At 70.3% G+C, this 19,282-nt stretch carries 17 protein-coding genes; 14 read left to right on the forward strand and 3 right to left on the reverse strand.

All coding sequences use genetic code 11. The annotated features are described in order from the left end of the window. Nucleotides 1–25 precede the first annotated feature (25 nt). The 13 genes from JIX55_RS32215 to JIX55_RS32275 all read left to right on the forward strand — a co-directional run bounded on the left by JIX55_RS32215 (nt 26) and on the right by JIX55_RS32275 (nt 14,851). Entirely contained in the window at nt 26–1,333 is a 1,308-nt protein-coding gene (locus tag JIX55_RS32215) for an N-acylneuraminate cytidylyltransferase (RefSeq protein ID WP_257566734.1), read from the forward strand. A gap of 13 nt (nt 1,334–1,346) precedes the next feature. Then, nucleotides 1,347–2,285, forward strand: a complete 939-nt coding sequence (locus tag JIX55_RS32220; RefSeq protein WP_257566735.1) for an N-acetylneuraminate synthase family protein — start codon at nt 1,347–1,349, stop codon at nt 2,283–2,285. 55 nt (nt 2,286–2,340) lie between these two features. After that, on the forward strand, nt 2,341–3,465 hold the full coding sequence (locus JIX55_RS32225; RefSeq protein WP_257566736.1) for a hypothetical protein: 1,125 nt from the start codon (nt 2,341–2,343) through the stop codon (nt 3,463–3,465). A 79-nt stretch (nt 3,466–3,544) separates the two neighbouring features. Continuing rightward, nucleotides 3,545–3,736 (forward strand): hypothetical protein, encoded by a 192-nt coding sequence (locus JIX55_RS32230; RefSeq protein WP_257566737.1) that lies wholly within the window; start codon nt 3,545–3,547, stop codon nt 3,734–3,736. Between the two features lie 607 nt (nt 3,737–4,343). Continuing rightward, on the forward strand, nt 4,344–5,597 hold the full coding sequence (locus JIX55_RS32235; RefSeq protein WP_257566739.1) for an amidohydrolase: 1,254 nt from the start codon (nt 4,344–4,346) through the stop codon (nt 5,595–5,597). A 357-nt stretch (nt 5,598–5,954) separates the two neighbouring features. Continuing rightward, nucleotides 5,955–7,010, forward strand: coding sequence for a BMP family lipoprotein (locus JIX55_RS32240; RefSeq protein ID WP_257566740.1), 1,056 nt, complete (start codon nt 5,955–5,957; stop codon nt 7,008–7,010). Between the two features lie 333 nt (nt 7,011–7,343). Further along, nucleotides 7,344–8,396 (forward strand): BMP family lipoprotein, encoded by a 1,053-nt coding sequence (locus JIX55_RS32245; RefSeq protein WP_257566741.1) that lies wholly within the window; start codon nt 7,344–7,346, stop codon nt 8,394–8,396. Between the two features lie 231 nt (nt 8,397–8,627). Then, nucleotides 8,628–10,214 carry an ABC transporter ATP-binding protein gene (locus tag JIX55_RS32250; protein WP_257566742.1) on the forward strand — a complete coding sequence of 529 codons (1,587 nt, stop codon included), beginning with the start codon at nt 8,628–8,630 and terminating at the stop codon, nt 10,212–10,214. Continuing rightward, complete coding sequence (locus tag JIX55_RS32255) at nt 10,214–11,353, forward strand: ABC transporter permease (RefSeq protein ID WP_257566743.1); 1,140 nt, start codon at nt 10,214–10,216, stop codon at nt 11,351–11,353. Before JIX55_RS32250 ends, JIX55_RS32255 begins: the two co-directional genes overlap by 1 nt. After that, nucleotides 11,350–12,615: an ABC transporter permease gene (locus tag JIX55_RS32260; protein WP_257566744.1), complete on the forward strand. Its 1,266-nt coding sequence runs from the start codon at nt 11,350–11,352 to the stop codon at nt 12,613–12,615. The genes JIX55_RS32255 and JIX55_RS32260 overlap by 4 nt, the downstream gene beginning before the upstream one ends. Beyond that, nucleotides 12,612–13,013, forward strand: coding sequence for a cytidine deaminase (locus JIX55_RS32265; RefSeq protein WP_257566745.1), 402 nt, complete (start codon nt 12,612–12,614; stop codon nt 13,011–13,013). Before JIX55_RS32260 ends, JIX55_RS32265 begins: the two co-directional genes overlap by 4 nt. 114 nt (nt 13,014–13,127) lie before the next feature. Continuing rightward, a complete protein-coding gene (locus tag JIX55_RS32270; protein ID WP_257569552.1) occupies nt 13,128–14,411 on the forward strand; it encodes a thymidine phosphorylase in 1,284 nt (427 codons plus the stop codon). 53 nt (nt 14,412–14,464) lie between these two features. Continuing rightward, nucleotides 14,465–14,851: an STAS domain-containing protein gene (locus JIX55_RS32275; protein WP_257566746.1), complete on the forward strand. Its 387-nt coding sequence runs from the start codon at nt 14,465–14,467 to the stop codon at nt 14,849–14,851. On the opposite strand, the gene JIX55_RS32280 is transcribed toward JIX55_RS32275, so the two are convergent. Together JIX55_RS32280 and JIX55_RS32285 are read right to left on the reverse strand one after the other, a co-directional pair. Next, entirely contained in the window at nt 14,744–15,748 is a 1,005-nt protein-coding gene (locus JIX55_RS32280; protein WP_257566747.1) for a sigma-70 family RNA polymerase sigma factor, read from the reverse strand. The two genes, JIX55_RS32275 and JIX55_RS32280, sit on opposite strands and share 108 nt — an antisense overlap. Nucleotides 15,749–15,969: 221 nt before the next feature. After that, nucleotides 15,970–17,247, reverse strand: coding sequence for an MFS transporter (locus tag JIX55_RS32285; protein WP_257566748.1), 1,278 nt, complete (start codon nt 17,245–17,247; stop codon nt 15,970–15,972). 66 nt (nt 17,248–17,313) lie between these two features. Here JIX55_RS32285 and JIX55_RS32290 point away from each other — a divergent pair, with 66 nt between their 5' ends. Beyond that, nucleotides 17,314–18,306, forward strand: coding sequence for a LysR substrate-binding domain-containing protein (locus tag JIX55_RS32290; RefSeq protein ID WP_443046734.1), 993 nt, complete (start codon nt 17,314–17,316; stop codon nt 18,304–18,306). A gap of 112 nt (nt 18,307–18,418) precedes the next feature. Here JIX55_RS32290 and JIX55_RS32295 read toward each other — a convergent pair whose 3' ends face one another. Further along, nucleotides 18,419–19,189 carry a S9 family peptidase gene (locus tag JIX55_RS32295; protein WP_257566751.1) on the reverse strand — a complete coding sequence of 257 codons (771 nt, stop codon included), beginning with the start codon at nt 19,187–19,189 and terminating at the stop codon, nt 18,419–18,421. Between the last annotated feature and the right edge of the window lie 93 nt (nt 19,190–19,282).

A 19,282-nucleotide genomic window follows, 5' to 3' on the forward strand; every position in this document is an offset into this window, starting at 1 on the left:
GCACGCACCGCAAGGAGTTCCACTCATGTCCAACCCGGAAGCGGGTCAAGCGCCTTCCGTGCGCCGTGTGCTCGCCGTCATCCCCGCGCGCGGCGGCTCCAAGGGCGTCCCCGCGAAGAACCTCGCCCCCGTCGGCGGCGTTCCGCTGGTGGCCCGCGCGGTGCGCGAGTGCCTGGGCGCCCGGCTGGTGACCGACGTCGTCGTCTCCACCGACGACCACGCCATCGCGGCCGCCGCCCGCGTGTCCGGAGCCGAGGTCGTCCTGCGGCCCGCCGCCATCGCCGGAGACACCGCCACCTCCGAGGCCGCGGTGCTGCACGCCCTGGACGCCCACGAGGCGCTGCACGGCTCGCCGGTCGACGTCGTCCTGCTCGTGCAGTGCACCAGCCCGTTCATCCTCCGCGAGGACATCGACGGCGTCGCCCGCGCGATCGTGGAGCACGGCGCCGACACCGCCCTCACCGTCGCCCCGTTCCACGGGTTCATCTGGCGGGACTCCGCCGACGAGCCCCAGGTCGCCGAAGCCGCCCGCACGGGAGCCGTGGGTGGCACCACGACCGTCACCAGCCCCACCGAGACGGACGGCGGCTACGGCGTCAACCACGACAAGTCGTTCCGCCCCCGCCGCCAGGACCGCCCGCAGGACCTGCTGGAGACCGGCGCCGCCTACGCCATGGACGCGGCCGGCCTGCGCAAGCACCAGCACCGCTTCTTCGGCCGTACGGAACTCGTCCGCACCGACCCCGCCCGGGTCCTGGAGATCGACGACCCGCACGACCTCGCCCGCGCCCAGGCCCTCGCGCCGCTCTTCGACGCGGATCGCCCCGGCGCACTCCCGACCGCCGCCGACATCGACGCGGTCGTCCTCGACTTCGACGGCACCCAGACCGACGACAGGGTGCTGATCGACTCCGACGGACGGGAGTTCGTCTCCGTACATCGCGGGGACGGACTCGGCATCGCGGCCCTCCGCAGGAGCGGCCTGACGATGCTCATCCTGTCCTCGGAGAAGAACCCGGTCGTCGCCGCCCGGGCCCGGAAGCTGCAGATCCCGGTGCTCCACGGCATCGACCGGAAAGACCTCGCACTGAAGCAGTGGTGCGAGGAGCAGGGCATCGCGCCGGAGCGCGTGCTCTACGTCGGCAACGACGTCAACGACCTCCCGTGCTTCGCCCTCGTGGGCTGGCCCGTGGCGGTCGGCAGCGCCCACGACGTCGTGCGCGGCGCCGCACGCGCGGTCACCACCGTCCCCGGTGGCGAAGGCGCGATCCGGGAGATCGCCGGCTGGATCCTCGGTCCCTCTCTCGACTCTCTCGACCCCCTCGACAAGTAAGGAACGCCCCACCATGAGCACCAACTCCCGTCTGCGCACGTTCGGTTCGAAGACCGCCGGCCCGGGTCACCCCGTCTACGTCGTCGGCGAGATCGGCATCAACCACAACGGTGAGCTGGAGAACGCCTTCAAGCTGATCGACGCCGCCGCCGAGGCCGGCTGCGACGCCGTCAAGTTCCAGAAGCGCACCCCCGAGATCTGCACCCCCCGCGACCAGTGGGACATCGAGCGCGACACCCCCTGGGGCCGCATGACCTACATCGACTACCGCCACCGCGTGGAGTTCGGTGAGGACGAGTACCGCCAGATCGACGAGTACGCCAAGAGCAAGAACATCGACTGGTTCGCCTCCCCGTGGGACACCGAGGCCGTCGCCTTCCTGGAGAAGTTCGACGTTCCCGCCCACAAGGTGGCCTCCGCCTCCCTGACCGACGACGAGCTGCTGCGCGCCCTGCGCGCCACCGGCCGCACGGTCATCCTCTCCACCGGCATGTCGACCCCGAAGCAGATCCGCCACGCGGTCGAGGTCCTCGGCAGCGACAACATCCTGATGTGCCACGCCACGTCGACCTACCCGGCGCAGGCGGAGGAGCTCAACCTCCGCGTCATCAACACCCTCCAGGCCGAGTACCCGAACGTTCCGATCGGCTACTCCGGTCACGAGACGGGCCTGCAGACCACGCTCGCCGCCGTCGCCCTCGGCGCCACTTTCGTCGAGCGTCACATCACCCTCGACCGCGCGATGTGGGGTTCGGACCAGGCCGCCTCCGTCGAGCCGCAGGGCCTCACGCGTCTCGTCCGCGACATCCGCACCATCGAGGCCTCCCTCGGTGACGGCGTCAAGAAGGTCTATGACTCCGAGCTCGGCCCCATGAAGAAGCTGCGCCGTGTCACCGGCGTCATCGCCGAGGCGGAGATCGCGGCGGCGGCGGGCGAGCCGGTCTCGGTCTGATCCTCCGTCAATCCCTGACCACGGGAATCCCTCACTACGGGACGGTCGTACGTCGATGAGCCCCCGCGCCGGAACCACCGGCCCCCACACTCTCGCCTTCGTCGAGAGCCCGGTACAGCTCCTGAACGTGCTGGAGTGGGCGCACGCCCACGCACTCCAGGACCCCGGCGCGGGGCCGCCCTTCGCGGCGACCGACGCGGGGCCCGCCGGGACGACCGGCGCGCGCCTCACCCTCGTGGTCCTGTCGCCGAACGACCCCATGACCCGGGGCCAGTTGCGCCGTATGGCGGAACTGGCCCGGGACGAGGGACACGAGGTGCGCTGGGAGGAGGCGCGCGGCGGTACGGCCGCGCCCTTCCGCACCATCGGCGGCCTCGCCCCGTTACTGCGCGCCGCGCGCCGCATCGTCCTGGGCGACCCCTTCTCCCGCTATGTCCAGCTGCTGCTGACGATCACCAGGGCACCGGACGTGGTCGTCGTCGACGACGGCACCGCGACCATGGAGTTCGTCTCCCAGCTCGCCCGCGGCGAACGCCTCGTCCGCTGGCACCGCAAGGGCGGCCGCCCCGGCCCCCGCGACCTGATCTTCGCCCCGGTCTCCTCCAAGGCCCGCAAGCGCCTGACCCCGACCGCGGGCAGACGCGTCGAGGTCTTCTCCTCGATGCCGATCGACGAGACCCCCGACGGCGTCACCATCACCGCCAACTCCTTCGCCTGGACCCGGGCCCGCTTCGGCCCGCCCCGCATCACCAAGGGCGCGGACCTGGTGGGCACGTCCCTGGTGGAGACGGGAGTGGTGGACGGCGAGCGCTACCTGGAAGCCGTCCGCGCCCTGGCCAAGGCCCATGGCGCGACCCGCTACTTCGCCCACCGCCGCGAGAGCACCGACAAACTCCACACCCTGGCGGCGGAGACGGGCCTGGAGATCGTCCGCCCGGACCTCCCCCTCGAACTCATCGCCCGCCGGGGCCCCATCGGCCGTACGATCCTCAGCTTCCCGTCGACGGTGGTCCACACCCTGCCGCTGGCGCTCGCGGGGACGGACGTACGCGTCGCGGTCTGCGACATCGACCCGAGCTGGCTGACGGAGAACGCCTCCCCCCGCGCCCAGGGCTTCCTGTCCGGGGTCACGGGCACCGCACGGGACGTGCACCGCCTGTCGTCGGTGGCATCCATCTGAGCCGCCGATCCGAGCGTTCGCTCCGGGTATCCGGAGCGGTCGCTTCCGCGGTCGGCCCGGCCTACTCCACCTGCCCGTCGTGGTCGGCGTCGTCATCACCGCCCTCGGCATGAAGAAGACGCTCCAGCAGGTCGCCGACACGGACCACTACCGCCTGGCCGAGCCGCTGCACGGCATGCCCGCCTGGGCCCTGGCCGACGGCGCGGGCCTGTTCTGCTCGGCTCCTCCGCGCTTCTCCTCCGCACCACGGGCCGGCGGCCGCCGGTGCTGATCATCGGCGGCGTGGCCTGCCTGGCGGCGGGCCCGCTGGTCGCCCTCGTCCCGGCCCTGGTCGCGCCGGCGGCCCTGGCCGCCGTGATCAGGCGAGCCCGGGCGACACCTCGTTCCCCCCCGGGTCGCCCACCCATCGGCCCCGCGCCCCCCACAGTCCCCGTGATCCCTGTCACCACCGCCACCCTCACGCCACTCCGCGACGCCTCGTGATCCCCAGCCCTCCGATCACGCACGGAACCGCAGGCCACCCCCGCCGCGCCACCCCCTCGCAGCGCCTCCTCGCCCTCCCCGTCGAACACAAGGAGTACCCGAACAGTCGCACGCCGGTGATGGTTCCGGGACGGTGAGGCGGCGCGGACGTGGTATCCGTGGAGTGTGGGAATCGTTCGGGCACCCCCGAACGTTTAGACGATGGGATTCGCGGGCAAACCCGGCGCTCCCGTCTCCGGAGGTCCACCTGTCCCGAAAGGCGGACGGGTTTACCCATCTCTGCCAATACGTATGCGTTGTGCGGCCGGAAAACTTCCCCTTACGGGCTGATTTTTTGTTGATCGAGGGTTAGAAGGTCGCCCGATCGCCCTACCCTTCAGAGGGTGAACCAACTGATGTCCCGAGAGTCCGAGGCCGATCTGCCAGGGGAAGCCGAAGCGTCGCTCCCCGGCATGTTGCCGGAAGCCCTGCGTGCCGAACTCGTCGCGTTCCGCCGTGACTTGCACATGCACCCGGAGCTCGGCAACCAGGAGTTCCGTACGACCGCCGCGATCAAGGCCCGCCTGGAGAAGGCAGGCCTACGGCCGCGTGTGCTCGACACCGGAACCGGACTCATCTGTGACATCGGCGACTGGGACGGCCCCGACCAGGCCGCGCTCGCCCTGCGCGCCGACATCGACGCGCTGCCCATCCCCGACACCAAGGTGGACTGCGACTACCGCTCCACCGTGCCGGACCGCGCCCACGCCTGTGGCCACGACGTGCACACCACCGTCGTCCTGGGCGCCGGCCTCGTCCTCGCCGACCTGCACCGCAGGGGAGAGCTGCCCCGCCCCGTGCGGCTGATCTTCCAGCCCGCCGAGGAGGTGCTGCCGGGCGGCGCCGCCGACGTGATCAAGACCGGCGCGCTCGACGGCGTCGGCCGGATCATCGCCGTGCACTGCGACCCGAGGGTCGACGCCGGCCTCATCGGGCTGCGCCACGGCCCGATCACCTCGGCCTGCGACCGGCTGGAGCTCTCCCTGGACGGGCCGGGCGGCCACACCGCGCGCCCCCACCTCACCACCGACCTCGTCACCGCCGCCGCCCGGGTCGTCACCGACGTGCCCGCGCTGGTCGCCCGGCGGTTCGACGCCCGCGCCGGGCTCGTCGTGACCTGGGGCCGCATCGAGTCGGGTCACGCCCCGAACGTCATCCCGCAGCACGCCGAGCTCTCCGGCACCGTCCGCTGCCTGGACATCAACGCCTGGCGGCAGGCCCCTGACCTGATCCACGAGGCGGTCCAGGAAGTCGCGGTCATGCACCGCGCCAAGCCCGAGATCAACTACATCCGGGGCGTCCCGCCGGTCGTCAACGACCCCGTCGTCACCGAGCTGCTCCACGACGCCATGACCGCCCGCCGCGGGGTCAGGTCCATCGAGGACACCGAGCAGAGCCTCGGCGGCGAGGACTTCTCCTGGTATCTGGAGCACGTCCCGGGCGCCATGGCCCGCCTGGGCGTCCGCCGTCCGGGCGACCTCACCGTCCGCGACCTCCACCAGGGCGACTTCGACGCCGACGAACACGCCATCACGGTGGGCGTCGAGCTCTTCACCGCCGCCGCCCTCCTCGACGCCCGCATGCGCGTCCTGGACACCGCCGTCCGGTAGGCCGACCCGCACACGGACTCCACGGTCTCGGTACGCGATCGCCACCCGTTCGAGCCCCGTTCCGCTTGCGCCCCGTCCAGCCTCGCGGCAGCCTGGTGCGCGTGTCCGTACGGCCTCCGTACGGCGCGCGCACCTTCATGTCGAAGTCACCACCCGTACACGGAACGCGAGGGGCGCGAGGTGGTTTCGCGCCTTCTGTCCCTTTCGATCCCACGGTTCACGCGGACGTAACCGGCCATCGGCACGAATGGATAACGGCCAGTCGAAACCCCGTTCCCAGAAGGGTCTACGCGCGTTAATGTGCGCCGAACTGAGCACCCACACTGCGGGGCTTTGGAGAAGATGGGGAACTTCAAGATGCGTCGGATTTCCAAACTGACCCGCGTCGCGGTGGGGGTCGCGTCGCTGGCGCTCGCCGCCACCGCCTGTGGTGGTACCAGCGGCGAGAGCGGCAACGACAGCGAGACCAGCAAGGGCGACAAGGGCCTTGCGATCGCGTACGACATCGGCGGCAAGGGCGACCAGTCCTTCAACGACGCCGCGTACGCGGGCCTGGAGAAGGCGAAGAAGGAGTTCGGGTACGACACCCAGGACATCGAGCCCACCGAGGGCGAGACGGACGCCGACAAGGAGCAGCGCCTGGCCTCGCTGGCCAAGCAGGGCTACAACCCCGTCATCGGCGTCGGCTTCGCCTACGGTCCCGCGATGGAGGCCGTGGCCGCGGACTACCCGGACACCACCTTCGGCATCGTCGACTCGGTCGTCGAGGGCGACAACGTGGCGTCCCTCGTCTTCGCCGAGCAGGAGGCCTCGTACCTCGCCGGTGTCGCGGCGGCCAAGGCCACCAAGACGAACACCGTGGGCTTCGTCGGCGGTGTGGACATCCCGCTCATCCACAAGTTCGAGGCCGGCTACAAGCAGGGCGTCGAGGACACCAGTGGCGGCAAGGTCAAGGTCATCTCGCAGTACCTGACCCAGACCGCCGAAGAGGGTGGCTTCTCCAGCCCCGACAAGGGCAAGGCCGCCGCCGAGGGCCAGATCGAGAAGAAGGCCGACGTCGTCTATCAGGCCGCCGGCCTCTCCGGCCAGGGTGTCATCGAGGCCGCCGCCAAGGCGAAGGTCTGGGCGATCGGCGTGGACTCCGACCAGTACAACCAGGAGGCCCTCGCCTCCTACAAGAACTACATCCTCACCTCGGCCCTCAAGGACGTCGGTGGCGCGGTCTACGCCCTCGCCAAGTCCGCCGAGGACGGCAAGCCCCTCACCGGCGTCCAGACCTTCGACCTGAAGGTGGACGGCGTCGGCCTCGCCGACTCCAACCCGGAGATGGCCAAGATCGACGGCCTCGCCGACGCGGTCGCCAAGGCCAAGGAAGAGATCATCGCCGGCACGATCAAGGTGAAGACCGAGTAGTCACACCTCTCTGAGTGCCGTGAAGCGGGCGGGTGTACATGTACACCCGCCCGCTTCGCTCTTCCACGCCGGCCCAGTTCTCTCAGGGGCGCGGGGAACTGCGTGACCAGCCACGACGAACCCGCAGCCGCCCTCCCTGCGAAACCACCCCACACCTCGCGCCCCACACCACCGCCCCAGGTTGCGACACGGCCCCATAACAACGTGGCAAGCGGGGTTTTCCCCACGGGTCTACGCGCGTTACTCTGCGGCGAAAGCCATATAAGGCGCCGACGCTGTGCAGCGGACCTGAGCAGTACCCCCCCGGCGCTAGTACGACAGGAGCACCCACATATGCGCCGGGTTTCCCGCATCGCGGTCGCAGGCGCAGCGACCGCCTCCCTCGCCCTCGCCCTCTCCGCCTGTGGCGGCACCTCGACGGAGGCCTCGTCCTCCGCCGACTCCAAGGGTGACAAGGGCCTCGCGATCGCGTACGACGTCGGCGGCAAGGGCGACCAGTCCTTCAACGACGCCGCGTACGCGGGCCTGGAGCAGGCGAAGAAGGAGTTCGGGTACGAGACCCAGGACATCGAGCCCACCGAGGGCGAGACGGACGCCGACAAGGAGCAGCGCCTGGTCTCCCTGGCGAAGCAGGGCTACAACCCGGTCGTCGGCGTCGGCTACGCGTACGCGACGGCCGTGAAGGCCGCCGCCGAGCAGTACCCGGACACCACCTTCGGCATCGTCGACGACTCCACGGTCCAGCTGGACAACGTCGCGGACCTGGTCTTCTCCGAGGAGCAGGCCTCGTACCTCGCCGGTGTCGCGGCGGCCAAGTCCACCAGGACGAACACCGTCGGCTTCGTCGGCGGCGTCGACATCCCGCTGATCCACAAGTTCCAGGCGGGCTTCGAGCAGGGCGTCAAGGACACCAACCCGAAGGCCACGGTCCTCACCCAGTACCTGACCCAGACGGCCGAGGAGGGTGGCTTCTCCAGCCCCGACAAGGGCAAGACGGCCGCCGAGGGCCAGATCGAGAAGAAGGCCGACGTCGTCTACGCGGCCGCCGGTCTGTCCGGCCAGGGCGTGATCGAGGCCGCCGCCGCGAACAAGATCTGGGCGGTCGGCGTCGACTCCGACCAGTACCGGCAGGAAGCGCTCGCGAAGTACAAGGACTCCATCCTGACCTCGGCGACCAAGGACGTCGCCAAGGCGGTGTACAACCTGGCTAAGTCGGTCGAGGACGCCAAGCCCGAGACCGGTATCGTCAGGGGCGATCTGAAGACCGGCGAGGTCGGCCTCGCGGACTCGAACCCCAAGTTCAAGAGCAACACCGAACTCCAGGAAGCCATCAAGACGGCCAAGGAGAAGATCATCAGCGGCGAGATCAAGGTCAAGACCAGCTGACCCAGCTACACCACGAGCAGCCAGGCGATTCCAGGGGAGTTCAGGCACCCCTGGAGTCGCCGGTAACCGCGGGGTTACGTCCGCTCAACGGGGTACGGGGAGTATCGCTCCCTGTACCCCGTTGTCACGGTGCGTCGCCCGCTTTCGATGCCGTAGGGGCGCTACGCGCGTAGACGACCCCCTTTCCCAGGAGAGTGCGCCATCAACGCGTCCAGCAGCCCTCCGGCCGACGTGGCGGTCAACGGTCAGGCGACCGCCGTCGAACTCGCCGGGATCACCAAGCGATTCCCCGGCGTGGTGGCCAACCACGACATCCACCTCACCGTCCGCAAGGGCACCGTCCACGCCCTCGTCGGGGAGAACGGCGCCGGCAAGTCGACCCTGATGAAGATCCTCTACGGCATGCAGAAGCCGGACGAGGGCACCATCGCGGTCGACGGCGAGCAGGTTTCCTTCTCGTCCCCGGCCGACGCCATCGCGCGCGGCATCGGCATGGTGCACCAGCACTTCATGCTCGCCGACAACCTCACGGTCCTGGAGAACGTGGTCCTCGGCAGCGAGAAGCTGTACGGCATCGGCGGCAAGGCCCGCCGCAAGATCAAGGAGATCTCCGACCGGTACGGCTTCGGGGTGCGACCCGACGTCCTGGTCGAGGAGCTGGGTGTCGCCGAGCGCCAGCGCGTGGAGATCCTCAAGGTCCTCTACCGCGGCGCCCGCACCCTGATCCTGGACGAGCCCACCGCCGTCCTGGTGCCGCAGGAGGTCGAGGCGCTCTTCGCCAACCTGCGCGAGCTCAAGACGCAGGGCCTGGCGGTCATCTTCATCTCGCACAAGCTGGGCGAGGTGCTGTCGGTGGCCGACGAGATCACCGTCATCCGGCGCGGCACGACGGTCGGCACGGCCGTTCCCGCCGAGACCACCCCGCGTCAGCTCGCCGAGCTGATGGTCGGCAGCGAGCTGCCCACCCCGGAGACGGCGGAGTCGACGGTCACCGACCGCCCCGTCATCACCGTCGAGAAGCTCCGCCTGGAGACCGCCGGCGGCAAGGCGCTCCTGGACGACATCAGCTTCACCATCCACGCGGGCGAGGTCCTGGGCCTGGCCGGCGTGGAGGGCAACGGCCAGACCGAACTGGTCGACGCCCTCATCGGCCTCAAGCACGCCGACTCCGGCAGCCTCACGCTGGCCGAGGAGGACATCACCACCTGGCCCACCCGCAGGCGCCGCGAGCAGGGCGTCGGCTACATCCCCGAGGACCGCCACCGGCACGGTCTGCTCCTGGAGGCCCCCCTCTGGGAGAACCGTATTCTCGGCCATGTGACCGAGCGGCCCAACGCCAAGGGCGTCTGGCTCGACCCGAAGGCCGCGCAGGAGGACACGCGACGGATCGTCGAGGCGTACGACGTCCGTACCCCCGGCATCGACGTCACGGCCGCCTCCCTCTCCGGCGGCAACCAGCAGAAGCTGATCGTCGGCCGCGAGATGAGCCACAAGCCGCGCTTCCTGATCGCCGCCCACCCCACCCGCGGTGTGGACGTCGGCGCGCAGGCCCAGATCTGGGACCAGATCCGCGAGGCCCGCCGCGAGGGCCTGGCCGTGCTGCTGATCTCAGCCGACCTGGACGAGCTGATCGGCCTGTCCGACACCCTCCGGGTGATCTACAACGGCAAGCTGGTCGCCGACGCCGACCCGGCCACCATCACCCCCGAGGAGCTGGGCTCGGCCATGACCGGCGCCGCCACCGGCCACCTCGAACACGAAGAGACCCCCGAGACCCCGAGCAAGGCTCCCGAGTCTCCGGAAGACGAGGCCCGCTGATGAAGAAGTTCGACAGGGAGCGCGTGCTCCTCGCGGTGGCCGGCCCGGTCCTCGCGCTCGCCGTGGCCTTCGCGCTGACCGCGATCGTGCTGCTCGCCTCCGGCAAGAACCCGGTCGAGCCGTTCACGATCATGTTCGAGCAGGCCACGTTCTCCGACATCCAGGTCCGGATCATCAACCAGGCCACGCTGTACTACATCGCGGCCCTCGCGGTGGCCATCGGCTTCCGGATGAACCTGTTCAACATCGGTGTCGACGGCCAGTACCTGCTCGGCGCCATGATCACCGCGATCGTCGGCGCCCATGTCGACCTGCCCGCGGTCATCCAGATCCCGCTGCTGATGCTCACCGCGATCTTCACCGGCGCCTTCTGGGCCGGCATCGTCGGTGTCCTCAAGGTCACCCGGGGTGTCAGCGAGGTCGTCGCCTCGATCATGCTGAACGCGATCGCCACCTCCGTCATCGGCTACCTCTGGCTGCCGAACGTCTTCGGCGTCAAGGTCGGCAACAACAACACCACCGGCGAGATGGCCGAGTCCGGCTGGGTCCCCGGCATCGACATGGGCAAGGCCGGCGAGATCTACGGTCTGGTCGTCCTCGCCGTGCTGCTCGGCATCGGCTACTGGGTCGTCATCAACCGCACCCGCTTCGGCTTCGACCTGCGCGCCTCCGGCGCCTCGGAGTCGGCCGCCGCGGCCAGCGGTGTCGACCCCAAGCGCATGATCCTCACCGCCATGCTGATCTCCGGCGGTGTCGCGGGCCTCGCGGGCCTGCCGATCCTGCTCGGCGACACCCACACCTACAGCCTCAACTTCCCCACCGGCATCGGTTTCCTCGGCATCGGCATCGCCCTCCTCGGCCGCAACAGTCCCGTCGGCATCGCCTTCGCCGCCCTGCTGTGGGCCTGGCTCGACAAGGCCTCGCCGGAGCTGGACTTCCACGGCTACGACAAGGAGATCGCGGTCATCATGCAGGGCCTGATCGTGCTCTCGGTCGTCGTCTCGTACGAGACCGTGCGCGAATGGGGCCTGCGCCGCCAGCAGCGCCGGGTCGGCGCCGAGCTCGCCGCGGGCCATGTCCTCGGCGCGGACGCCTCCGGCGACAACAACAACGTCAAGAAGGAGGTGGCTGGCCGATGACCACCGCAACCGACGTCAACCAGCCCACGCTGCAGCCGGCCGCCCCGACCGGCCGCAAGCTGTCGCTGCCCGTGCTGCTGCTGGTCATCGCCGGCGTCCTGGCACTGACCTCGATCGTCCGCATCATCACCGGCGCCGACGGCATCACCAACGTCAGCCAGATGTCGACCGCGCTCCAGCTCGCCGTGCCCATCGGCCTCGCCGGCCTCGGCGGTCTGTGGGCCGAGCGCGCGGGCGTCGTCAACATCGGCCTCGAAGGCATGATGATCCTCGGCACCTGGTTCGGTGCGTGGGCCGGCTTCCAGTGGGGCCCGTGGACCGGCGTCCTGGTCGGCATCGCCGGCGGCGCGATCGGCGGCCTGCTGCACGCCTTCGTCACCGTCACCTTCAACGTCAACCACATCGTCTCCGGTGTGGCCATCAACATCCTCGCCCTCGGCGCCACCCGCTACCTCGCCCCCCTCGCCTTCGTGGGCCACCAGGGCGGCTCGGCCAAGCAGTCCCCGGCGGTGGACTCCCTCGGCAACTTCACGGTGCCCGGACTCTCCGACGCACTGCGGGACCTCAACGCCAAGGGCTGGTTCTTCATCTCCGACATCGCCGGCCTGCTCGGCGGTCTGGTCACCAACGTCTCCTGGCTGACCCTCCTCGCCGTCGCGCTGGTCCCCGCCACCTGGTGGATCCTGTGGCGCACCGCCTTCGGCCTGCGCCTGCGCTCCTGCGGCGAGAACCCGATCGCCGCCGAGTCCCTCGGTGTCAACGTCTACAAGTACAAGTACCTGGCCGTGATCATCTCCGGTGGTCTGGCCGGCCTCGGCGGCGTCTTCCTCGCCATCGTCGCCAACCCCTTCTACCTGGAGGGCCAGACCGGCGGCCGCGGCTACATCGGCCTCGCCGCGATGATCTTCGGCAACTGGATGCCGGGCGGCCTCGCCATCGGCGCCGGCCTCTTCGGCTACACCGACAGCCTCAACCTGCGCGGCGGCTCCGAGAACGTCCACGCCCTGCTGCTGCTCGGCGCCCTCCTGCTGATCATCGGCGCCGTCTGGCAGGCCGTCCGCAAGAAGTACGTCGCCGCCGCGATCACCTTCGTCGTCGGCGCCCTCATCCTCACCTGGTACTCCGTCACCAACGAGGTTCCCAACCAGGTCGTCGCCGCCACGCCGTACGTCATCACGCTGATCGTCCTCGCGCTCTCCGCCCAGCGACTGCGGATGCCGAAGGCGGACGGCCTGCCGTACCGGAAGGGACAAGGCAAGTGACCGCCCTGGCCGGGGTCGACTGGGACAAGCTGCGCTCGGTCGCGCGGGAGGCCATGTCCCACGCGTACGCCCCCTACTCGGGCTACCCGGTCGGCGTCGCCGCCCTCGTCGACGACGGCCGCACGATCGCGGGCTGCAATGTCGAGAACGCCTCCTACGGCCTCGGCCTGTGCGCCGAGTGCGGACTCGTCTCGGAGCTGCACCGCACGGGCGGTGGCCGCCTCACGCACTTCACCTGCGTGGACGGCCAGGGCGAGATCCTCGTCCCGTGCGGCCGCTGCCGACAACTGCTGTACGAGTTCGGCGGCCCGGATCTGCTGCTGGAGACCCCGGCGGGGATCGTCCCGCTCTCGGAGATGCTGCCCCAGGCCTTCGGCCCGGACCATCTCACCAAGTAACTCCCGTGCGGCCCCTCCTGACGAACGGTCGGAGGGGCCGCACACTTTCCGATCGCCATCGGACGCTTTCGAAAACCCTTGATCGGAATTCTGGAAAGGAAAGCCATGACGTCTCTGTCGATGGATGCCATCTCCGTCATCCGCACCAAGCGGGACCGCGGCGAACTCAGCGACGAACAGATCGACTGGGTCATCGACGCGTACACCCGCGGCGAGGTCGCCGACTACCAGATGGCCGCCCTCAACATGGCGATCCTCCTCAACGGCATGGACCGCCGCGAGATCGCCCGCTGGACGGCCGCGATGATCGCCTCCGGCGAGCGCATGGACTTCTCGTCCCTGTCCCGCCCCACCGCCGACAAGCACTCCACCGGCGGCGTCGGTGACAAGATCACCCTCCCGCTGGCCCCCCTGGTGGCGGCCTGCGGCGCGGCCGTCCCCCAGCTCTCGGGCCGAGGCCTCGGCCACACGGGCGGCACCCTCGACAAGCTGGAGTCGATCCCGGGCTGGCGCGCGCTGCTCTCCAACGAGGAGATGCTGAACGTCCTGGACGAGGTCGGCGCGGTGATCTGCGCGGCGGGCGACGGCCTGGCCCCGGCGGACAAGAAGCTGTACGCGCTCCGCGACGTCACGGGCACCGTGGAGGCGATCCCCCTGATCGCTTCGTCCATCATGTCGAAGAAGATCGCGGAGGGGACGGGCTCCCTGGTCCTGGACGTGAAGGTGGGCACGGGAGCCTTCATGAAGACCATCGAGGACGCCCGCGAGCTGGCGTCGACGATGGTGGGCCTGGGCACGGACCACGGCGTGAAGACGGTCGCCCTCCTGACGGACATGTCGACCCCCCTGGGCCTGACGGCGGGCAACGCGCTGGAGGTCCGCGAGTCGGTCGAGGTCCTGGCGGGCGGCGGCCCGGCCGACGTCGTGGAGCTGACGATCGCGCTGGCCCGCGAGATGCTCGACGCGGCCGGCGTGAAGGACGCCGACCCGGCGAAGGCGCTGGCCGACGGCTCGGCGATGGACGCCTGGCGCCGCATGATCGCCGCCCAGGGCGGCGACCCGGACGCCGAGCTGCCGACCTCGCGCGAGCAGCACGTGGTGAAGGCGAGCGCCTCCGGCGTGCTGACCCGCCTCGACGCGTACGACATCGGCATAGCCGCCTGGCGCCTGGGCGCCGGCCGTGCCCGCAAGGAGGACCCGGTCCAGGCCGCCGCGGGCGTGGAGATGCACGCCAAGCCCGGCGACACGGTGACCGAGGGCCAGCCCTTGCTGACCCTGCACACCGACACCCCGGAGCGCTTCGCGTACGCCCTGGACGCGGTGGAGGGCTCGTACGACATCGCGGCCCCGGGCACGGCGTTCACCCCGAGCCCGATCGTGCTGGACCGGATCGCCTAGAGCCGGCCCACCGGACATAGCGCAGTTCACGGCGGGTGTGGTCGCCCTCCGCGATGAGTTCCGGGCCGCCGCCCGGTCTACAGATCGTGGACGCGACGACACCCGCCGTACTCGTACTGCCAGGCACCGTCACCCGGGACGAGGTGCCCCGGCTCTGTGACGAGGTGCGCGCGCAACTGGAGGGGACCGGGGGCGGGGTCGTGGTGTGCGACGTCGCCGGGATCGGGCCGCCCGGGCTGGGCGTCATCGACGTACTGGCCCGGCTGCAGCTCGCGGCCGGACGGGCCGGGGGCCGGATACGGCTGCGGGACCCCGACCCGGCGCTGCGCGCGCTACTGGGCCTCGTCGGGCTTGCCTTCGATGTGGAGGGGGAGGCCGAAGAGGGGGAACCAGCGGGCGGTGTCGAGGAAGCAGTGGAACCCGGCGATCCGGCCCTCTGAGATCTCCAGCGCCTGCACGGCCCAGGCGCTGAAGCCGCCCTTCTCCGGGTCCGGCTTGTACTGCGCGAAGCCCGGCAGCCCGTTCACCGCGACCGGCACGAGGTGCGACCCGGCACAGGGTGCGCCGAGCGTGGTCATGAAGCCGGTGATGTCGCTCGTCCCGGTCAGCCACAGGTCGAACGGCGGCATCGTCATGACCGCGTCCTCGTGCAGCAGGGCCGTCAGCGCCGCCATGTCGTATCCCTCGAAGGCGGCCACATAGCGCTCAAGGAGCTTCTGCTGCTCCTGGTCCAGCGGGTCGGAGACATCGGCGGCAGCGACCTGCCCGTCGCTCTCGGCGAGGGTCGCGCGGGCCCGCTGCAAGGCGCTGTTCACCGAGGCGACGGACGTGTCGAGCAGCTCGGCGACCTCGCTCGCCTTCCACGCCAACACCTCGCGCAGGATGAGCACCGCCCGCTGCTTCGAGGGCAGCTTCTGCAGCGCCGCCACGAACGCCAGCCGCACGGACTCCTTGGCCACGGCGGCCTCCGCCGGATCGTCGGTCGTCGGCAGCACCCGCGCATCCGGCACCGGCTCCAGCCAGGTGTTGTCGGGGCGGGGGGCGAGGGCGGCCTGGGCGAGAGGTGTGGACTCCGTGAGATCCATGGGCCGGGCCCGCTTGTTCCCCGCGGTCAGCATGTCCAGGCACACGTTCGTGGCGATCCGGTACAGCCACGACCGCAGCGACGACCGCCCCTCGAACTTCTCGTAGCTCCGCCAGGCCCGGATCATCGTGTCCTGCACGGCGTCCTCCGCCTCGAAGGACGAACCGAGCATCCGATAGCAGTACCCGGTCAACTCGACCCGGTGCTTCTCCAGCCGGACGTCGAGCTCCACCGTCGCCGTACCCTCACTCATGGCCAACCCACCCCTGTGGCGTACCTGTGCGTACCAACACTTCGGAAGCTACCGCAGCCCACTGACAATGGCCCGGCGAGTGAGAGAAGGGGCAGGTCAGGGAGCTGTGCTTCGTCTGCGGGTGGGGGGCCGGTCGCACAGTTCCCCGCGCCCCTGATTCTGCTTTTCAGGGGCGCGGGGAACCGCGCGACCAACCACACACGACCGGCACCGAGGCCCGCTCAGTGAACCGGCACCGGCCCACGCCGAGCCGCATGCGACCCCACCACAGTGATCGCCACAACCCCCGTCACAGCCAGCAGCCCCAGCGAAACAGTCCCGCCCCAGCCCCCGGCATGAAAGGCCACGGCCCCCAACGTGCTGCCCGCGCTGGACCCCACGTAGTACGCCGACTGATACAGCGCGGACGCCTGCGCCCGCCCCTCCTTCGCCGTATGACTCACCGACGACGAGGCGACCGCGTGCCCCGCGAAGAACCCCGCCGTGATGAGGACAAGCCCCGTCAGCACCAGCACCAGCGAGTCGGACAGTGACACCGCCAGCCCGGCGGTCGTCGTACCACCGGCGAGATACAGCGCACCCCGCCGCCCGAGCCGCCCCACCAGCTTTCCGGCGGTGGACGCCGACACCGTCCCCACCAGGTACACGAGGAAGACCGACCCGATGACGCCCTGCGGCAGGGAGAACGGGGCGTCGGTCAGCCGGTATCCGATGACCGTGTAGACCGCGCCGAAGACCGTCATGAACAGCGCACCGATCGCGTACAACCGGCACAGCAGCGGATTCCCGAGATGCGCCCGCACGGTCCGGCCCAGCGCGCGCGGCCGCAGCGACCCCGCCACGAAGTGCTTGGGTGCGGGCAGCAGCAGCCGGAAGGCCACCGCACAGCCCACCGCGATCACCCCGAGCACACCCAGTGCGACCCGCCAGCCCCACTCCTGCGCGACCCACCCGGTGACGACCCGCCCGCTCATGCCGCCGACGCTGTTGCCGGCGACGAAGAGACCGATCGCGGTGATGAGGGCCTTGGGACGCACCTCCTCGGCGAGGTAGGCGGTGGCCGAGGCCGGCACACCGGCCAGCGCCGCCCCCTGCACGGCCCGCAGCACCACCAGCGCCCCCAGCGAGGGCGCGAAGGGGATCAGCAGCCCGACCGTGACCGCGACCGCCAGCGACGCCGTCATCAACGTACGGCGCCCGAACCGCTCCGACAGCGCGCTCATCGGCAGCACGAACAGGGCCAGCGCCCCGGTCGCCGCCGACACCGTCCAGCTCGCCGCACTCGCCGTACCACCGAAGCCGTCCGAGATCAGCGGCAGCAGAGCCTGTGTGGAGTAGAGGAGGGCGAAGGTCGCGACACCCGCGAGGAACAGCGCCAGACTCATCCGGCGGTATCCGGGCCCGCCGGGGGCCACTCGGGAGTCGGCGGCGTTCGCACGGTGGGACGTGGCTGATACGGCGCCCACGGTGGTGGACGCCTCGGTACTGGCGGAAGGCATGCCTCGAACCTACGGATCCCGCCGTTCATCCGTCCAATGCATGGAACCCCCATAATCGTTCCCGTGATGCATGAGCAGAGGTCAGGGCGGCAGCTGTCACAGTCCAGTGACACAAAACAAATCGATGGCCATGCCATCAATGACCCGGAGACCATCGAGGACATCGTCCTGCGCCTGGCCCCACGCCTCGCCTACTTCGCCGGTGTCGCCCGCACCGAGCACGTCACCCGGGCCGCGCAGGAGATGCAGGTCCCGCAGTCGACCCTGTCGCGGGCGATGGTCCGGCTCGAACAGGACCTGGGCGTGGACCTGTTCGCCCGCCGGGGCCGCACGGTCTCCCTCACCCACGCCGGCCGCACGTTCCACGCCTCCGTGGAACGTGCACTCGCCGAGATCGAGCGCGCCGCCGACGAGGTCCGTGCCGACGCCGACCCCGCCACCGGCAAGGTCGCCTTCGGCTTCCTGCACACCATGGGCGCCGAGACGGTCCCCGGCCTCCTCCAGGCCTTCCGCGTCGAACACCCCCGCGTCCGCTTCAGCCTGGTCCAGAACTACGGCGAGGCCATGCTCGAACGCCTACGCGCGGGCGAACTCGACCTCTGCCTCACCTCCCCGGTCCCCGACGCCCCCGACCTGGTGGCCCGCCGTCTCGACGAGCAGAAACTCCGCCTCGTCGTCCCCGCCGACCACCGCCTCGCCGCCCGCAAGCGCGTCCGCCTCGCCGAGGCCGCCGACGAAACCTTCGTCACCCTCGAACCCGGCTACGGCATGCGCCGCATCACCGACGACCTCTGCAAAGAGGCCGGCTTCAAACCACGTATCGCCTTCGAGGGCGAGGAGGCGGAGACCCTACGGGGGTTGGTGGCGGCAGGCCTGGGAGTAGCCCTCCTCCCCCCGCCCGCGGTCCCGAGACCGGGCGTCGTGGAACTGACGGTCACGGCCCCCCGAGCAGCCAGAGAAATCGGCGTGGCCTGGCTGGACGGCCACCCGGACACACCCCCGGTGGCGGCTTTCAAGAAATTCCTGCTGTCGAGAAGGGGCAACCTGTTGCCCGGCTGAGCACCAGCGGAGTCAGGGGCGCGGGGCTGTGTCAATGGCTGTGTCCATGTGCGGCTTCGCCGCGTGGGCGCGCCAAGCCCCCACCGACCGAACCCGCAGCCGCGCCACGACCTCAGACACTCCGCTGCGGCCGGGCCACCCCGAACCCGGAAGCGAGCGGCATCCGCAGCCCCAACGGCGGCGGCGCGGCAAGCGCATCCTCCACAGGCCGCGAGAAAGCCCTCCCGAACAACGCCCCCATCACGAAATCCGAAGCCAACGCATGCACCTCCTCCCGGTACTGCGTCAACCCGTGCCGATCCGCATGCACCTCGAACCGGCAGATGTCGGGGTTCGTCTTCTTCGCCCGCGCGGCGAACCGGAACGACAACTCGGGATCGACCCGCTCGTCATTCGTGCCGTGCACGATCAGCACCCGCCGCCCCGACAGTTGTTTCACCGGTTCGAGCGGCGCGGCCACATCCTCCTCGGGCAGCCAGGGAGCGATGGCCAGCACGGAGCTGACGGCATCGTGCCCACCCGCGTGCAGCGCGGCCCGAGCGCCCATGTGGAGCCCGGCGAGACACACCGGCACATCCCCATAACGCCGGACCACCTCGTCCGCGGCCCACTCCGCGTCGCGCGCGAGCCGCGCCTCCGAGCCGTTCCACCCCCGGTAGCGGTAGTGCACGACATGCGTCGCCAGCCCCTCCGTACGGCCCGCGCGGGCGAGCCGGCGGCCGAGGGCGAGCACGGAGGCCGTGGCCATCATGGGGGAGGGTCTGCGGGTGGATGCCTCGTCGCCGGCCGGGAGCAGCAGGACGACTCCGCTGACCGTGCTCGGCTCCGGGCCGATCGTCCGCCCAAGTCGGGGCGTACGGACCGGCATTGCTTGCTGCGCCATGACAGAACAGTGTCAGAAGGGATGGTGTACGCCACCCGTCCTGTGGGTCACCGTTGGGTATCGACGGGATTGCCCGACAGGCGCTCTACGCGC

The organism is Streptomyces sp. DSM 40750 (genome assembly GCF_024612035.1).
Classification (GTDB): domain Bacteria; phylum Actinomycetota; class Actinomycetes; order Streptomycetales; family Streptomycetaceae; genus Streptomyces.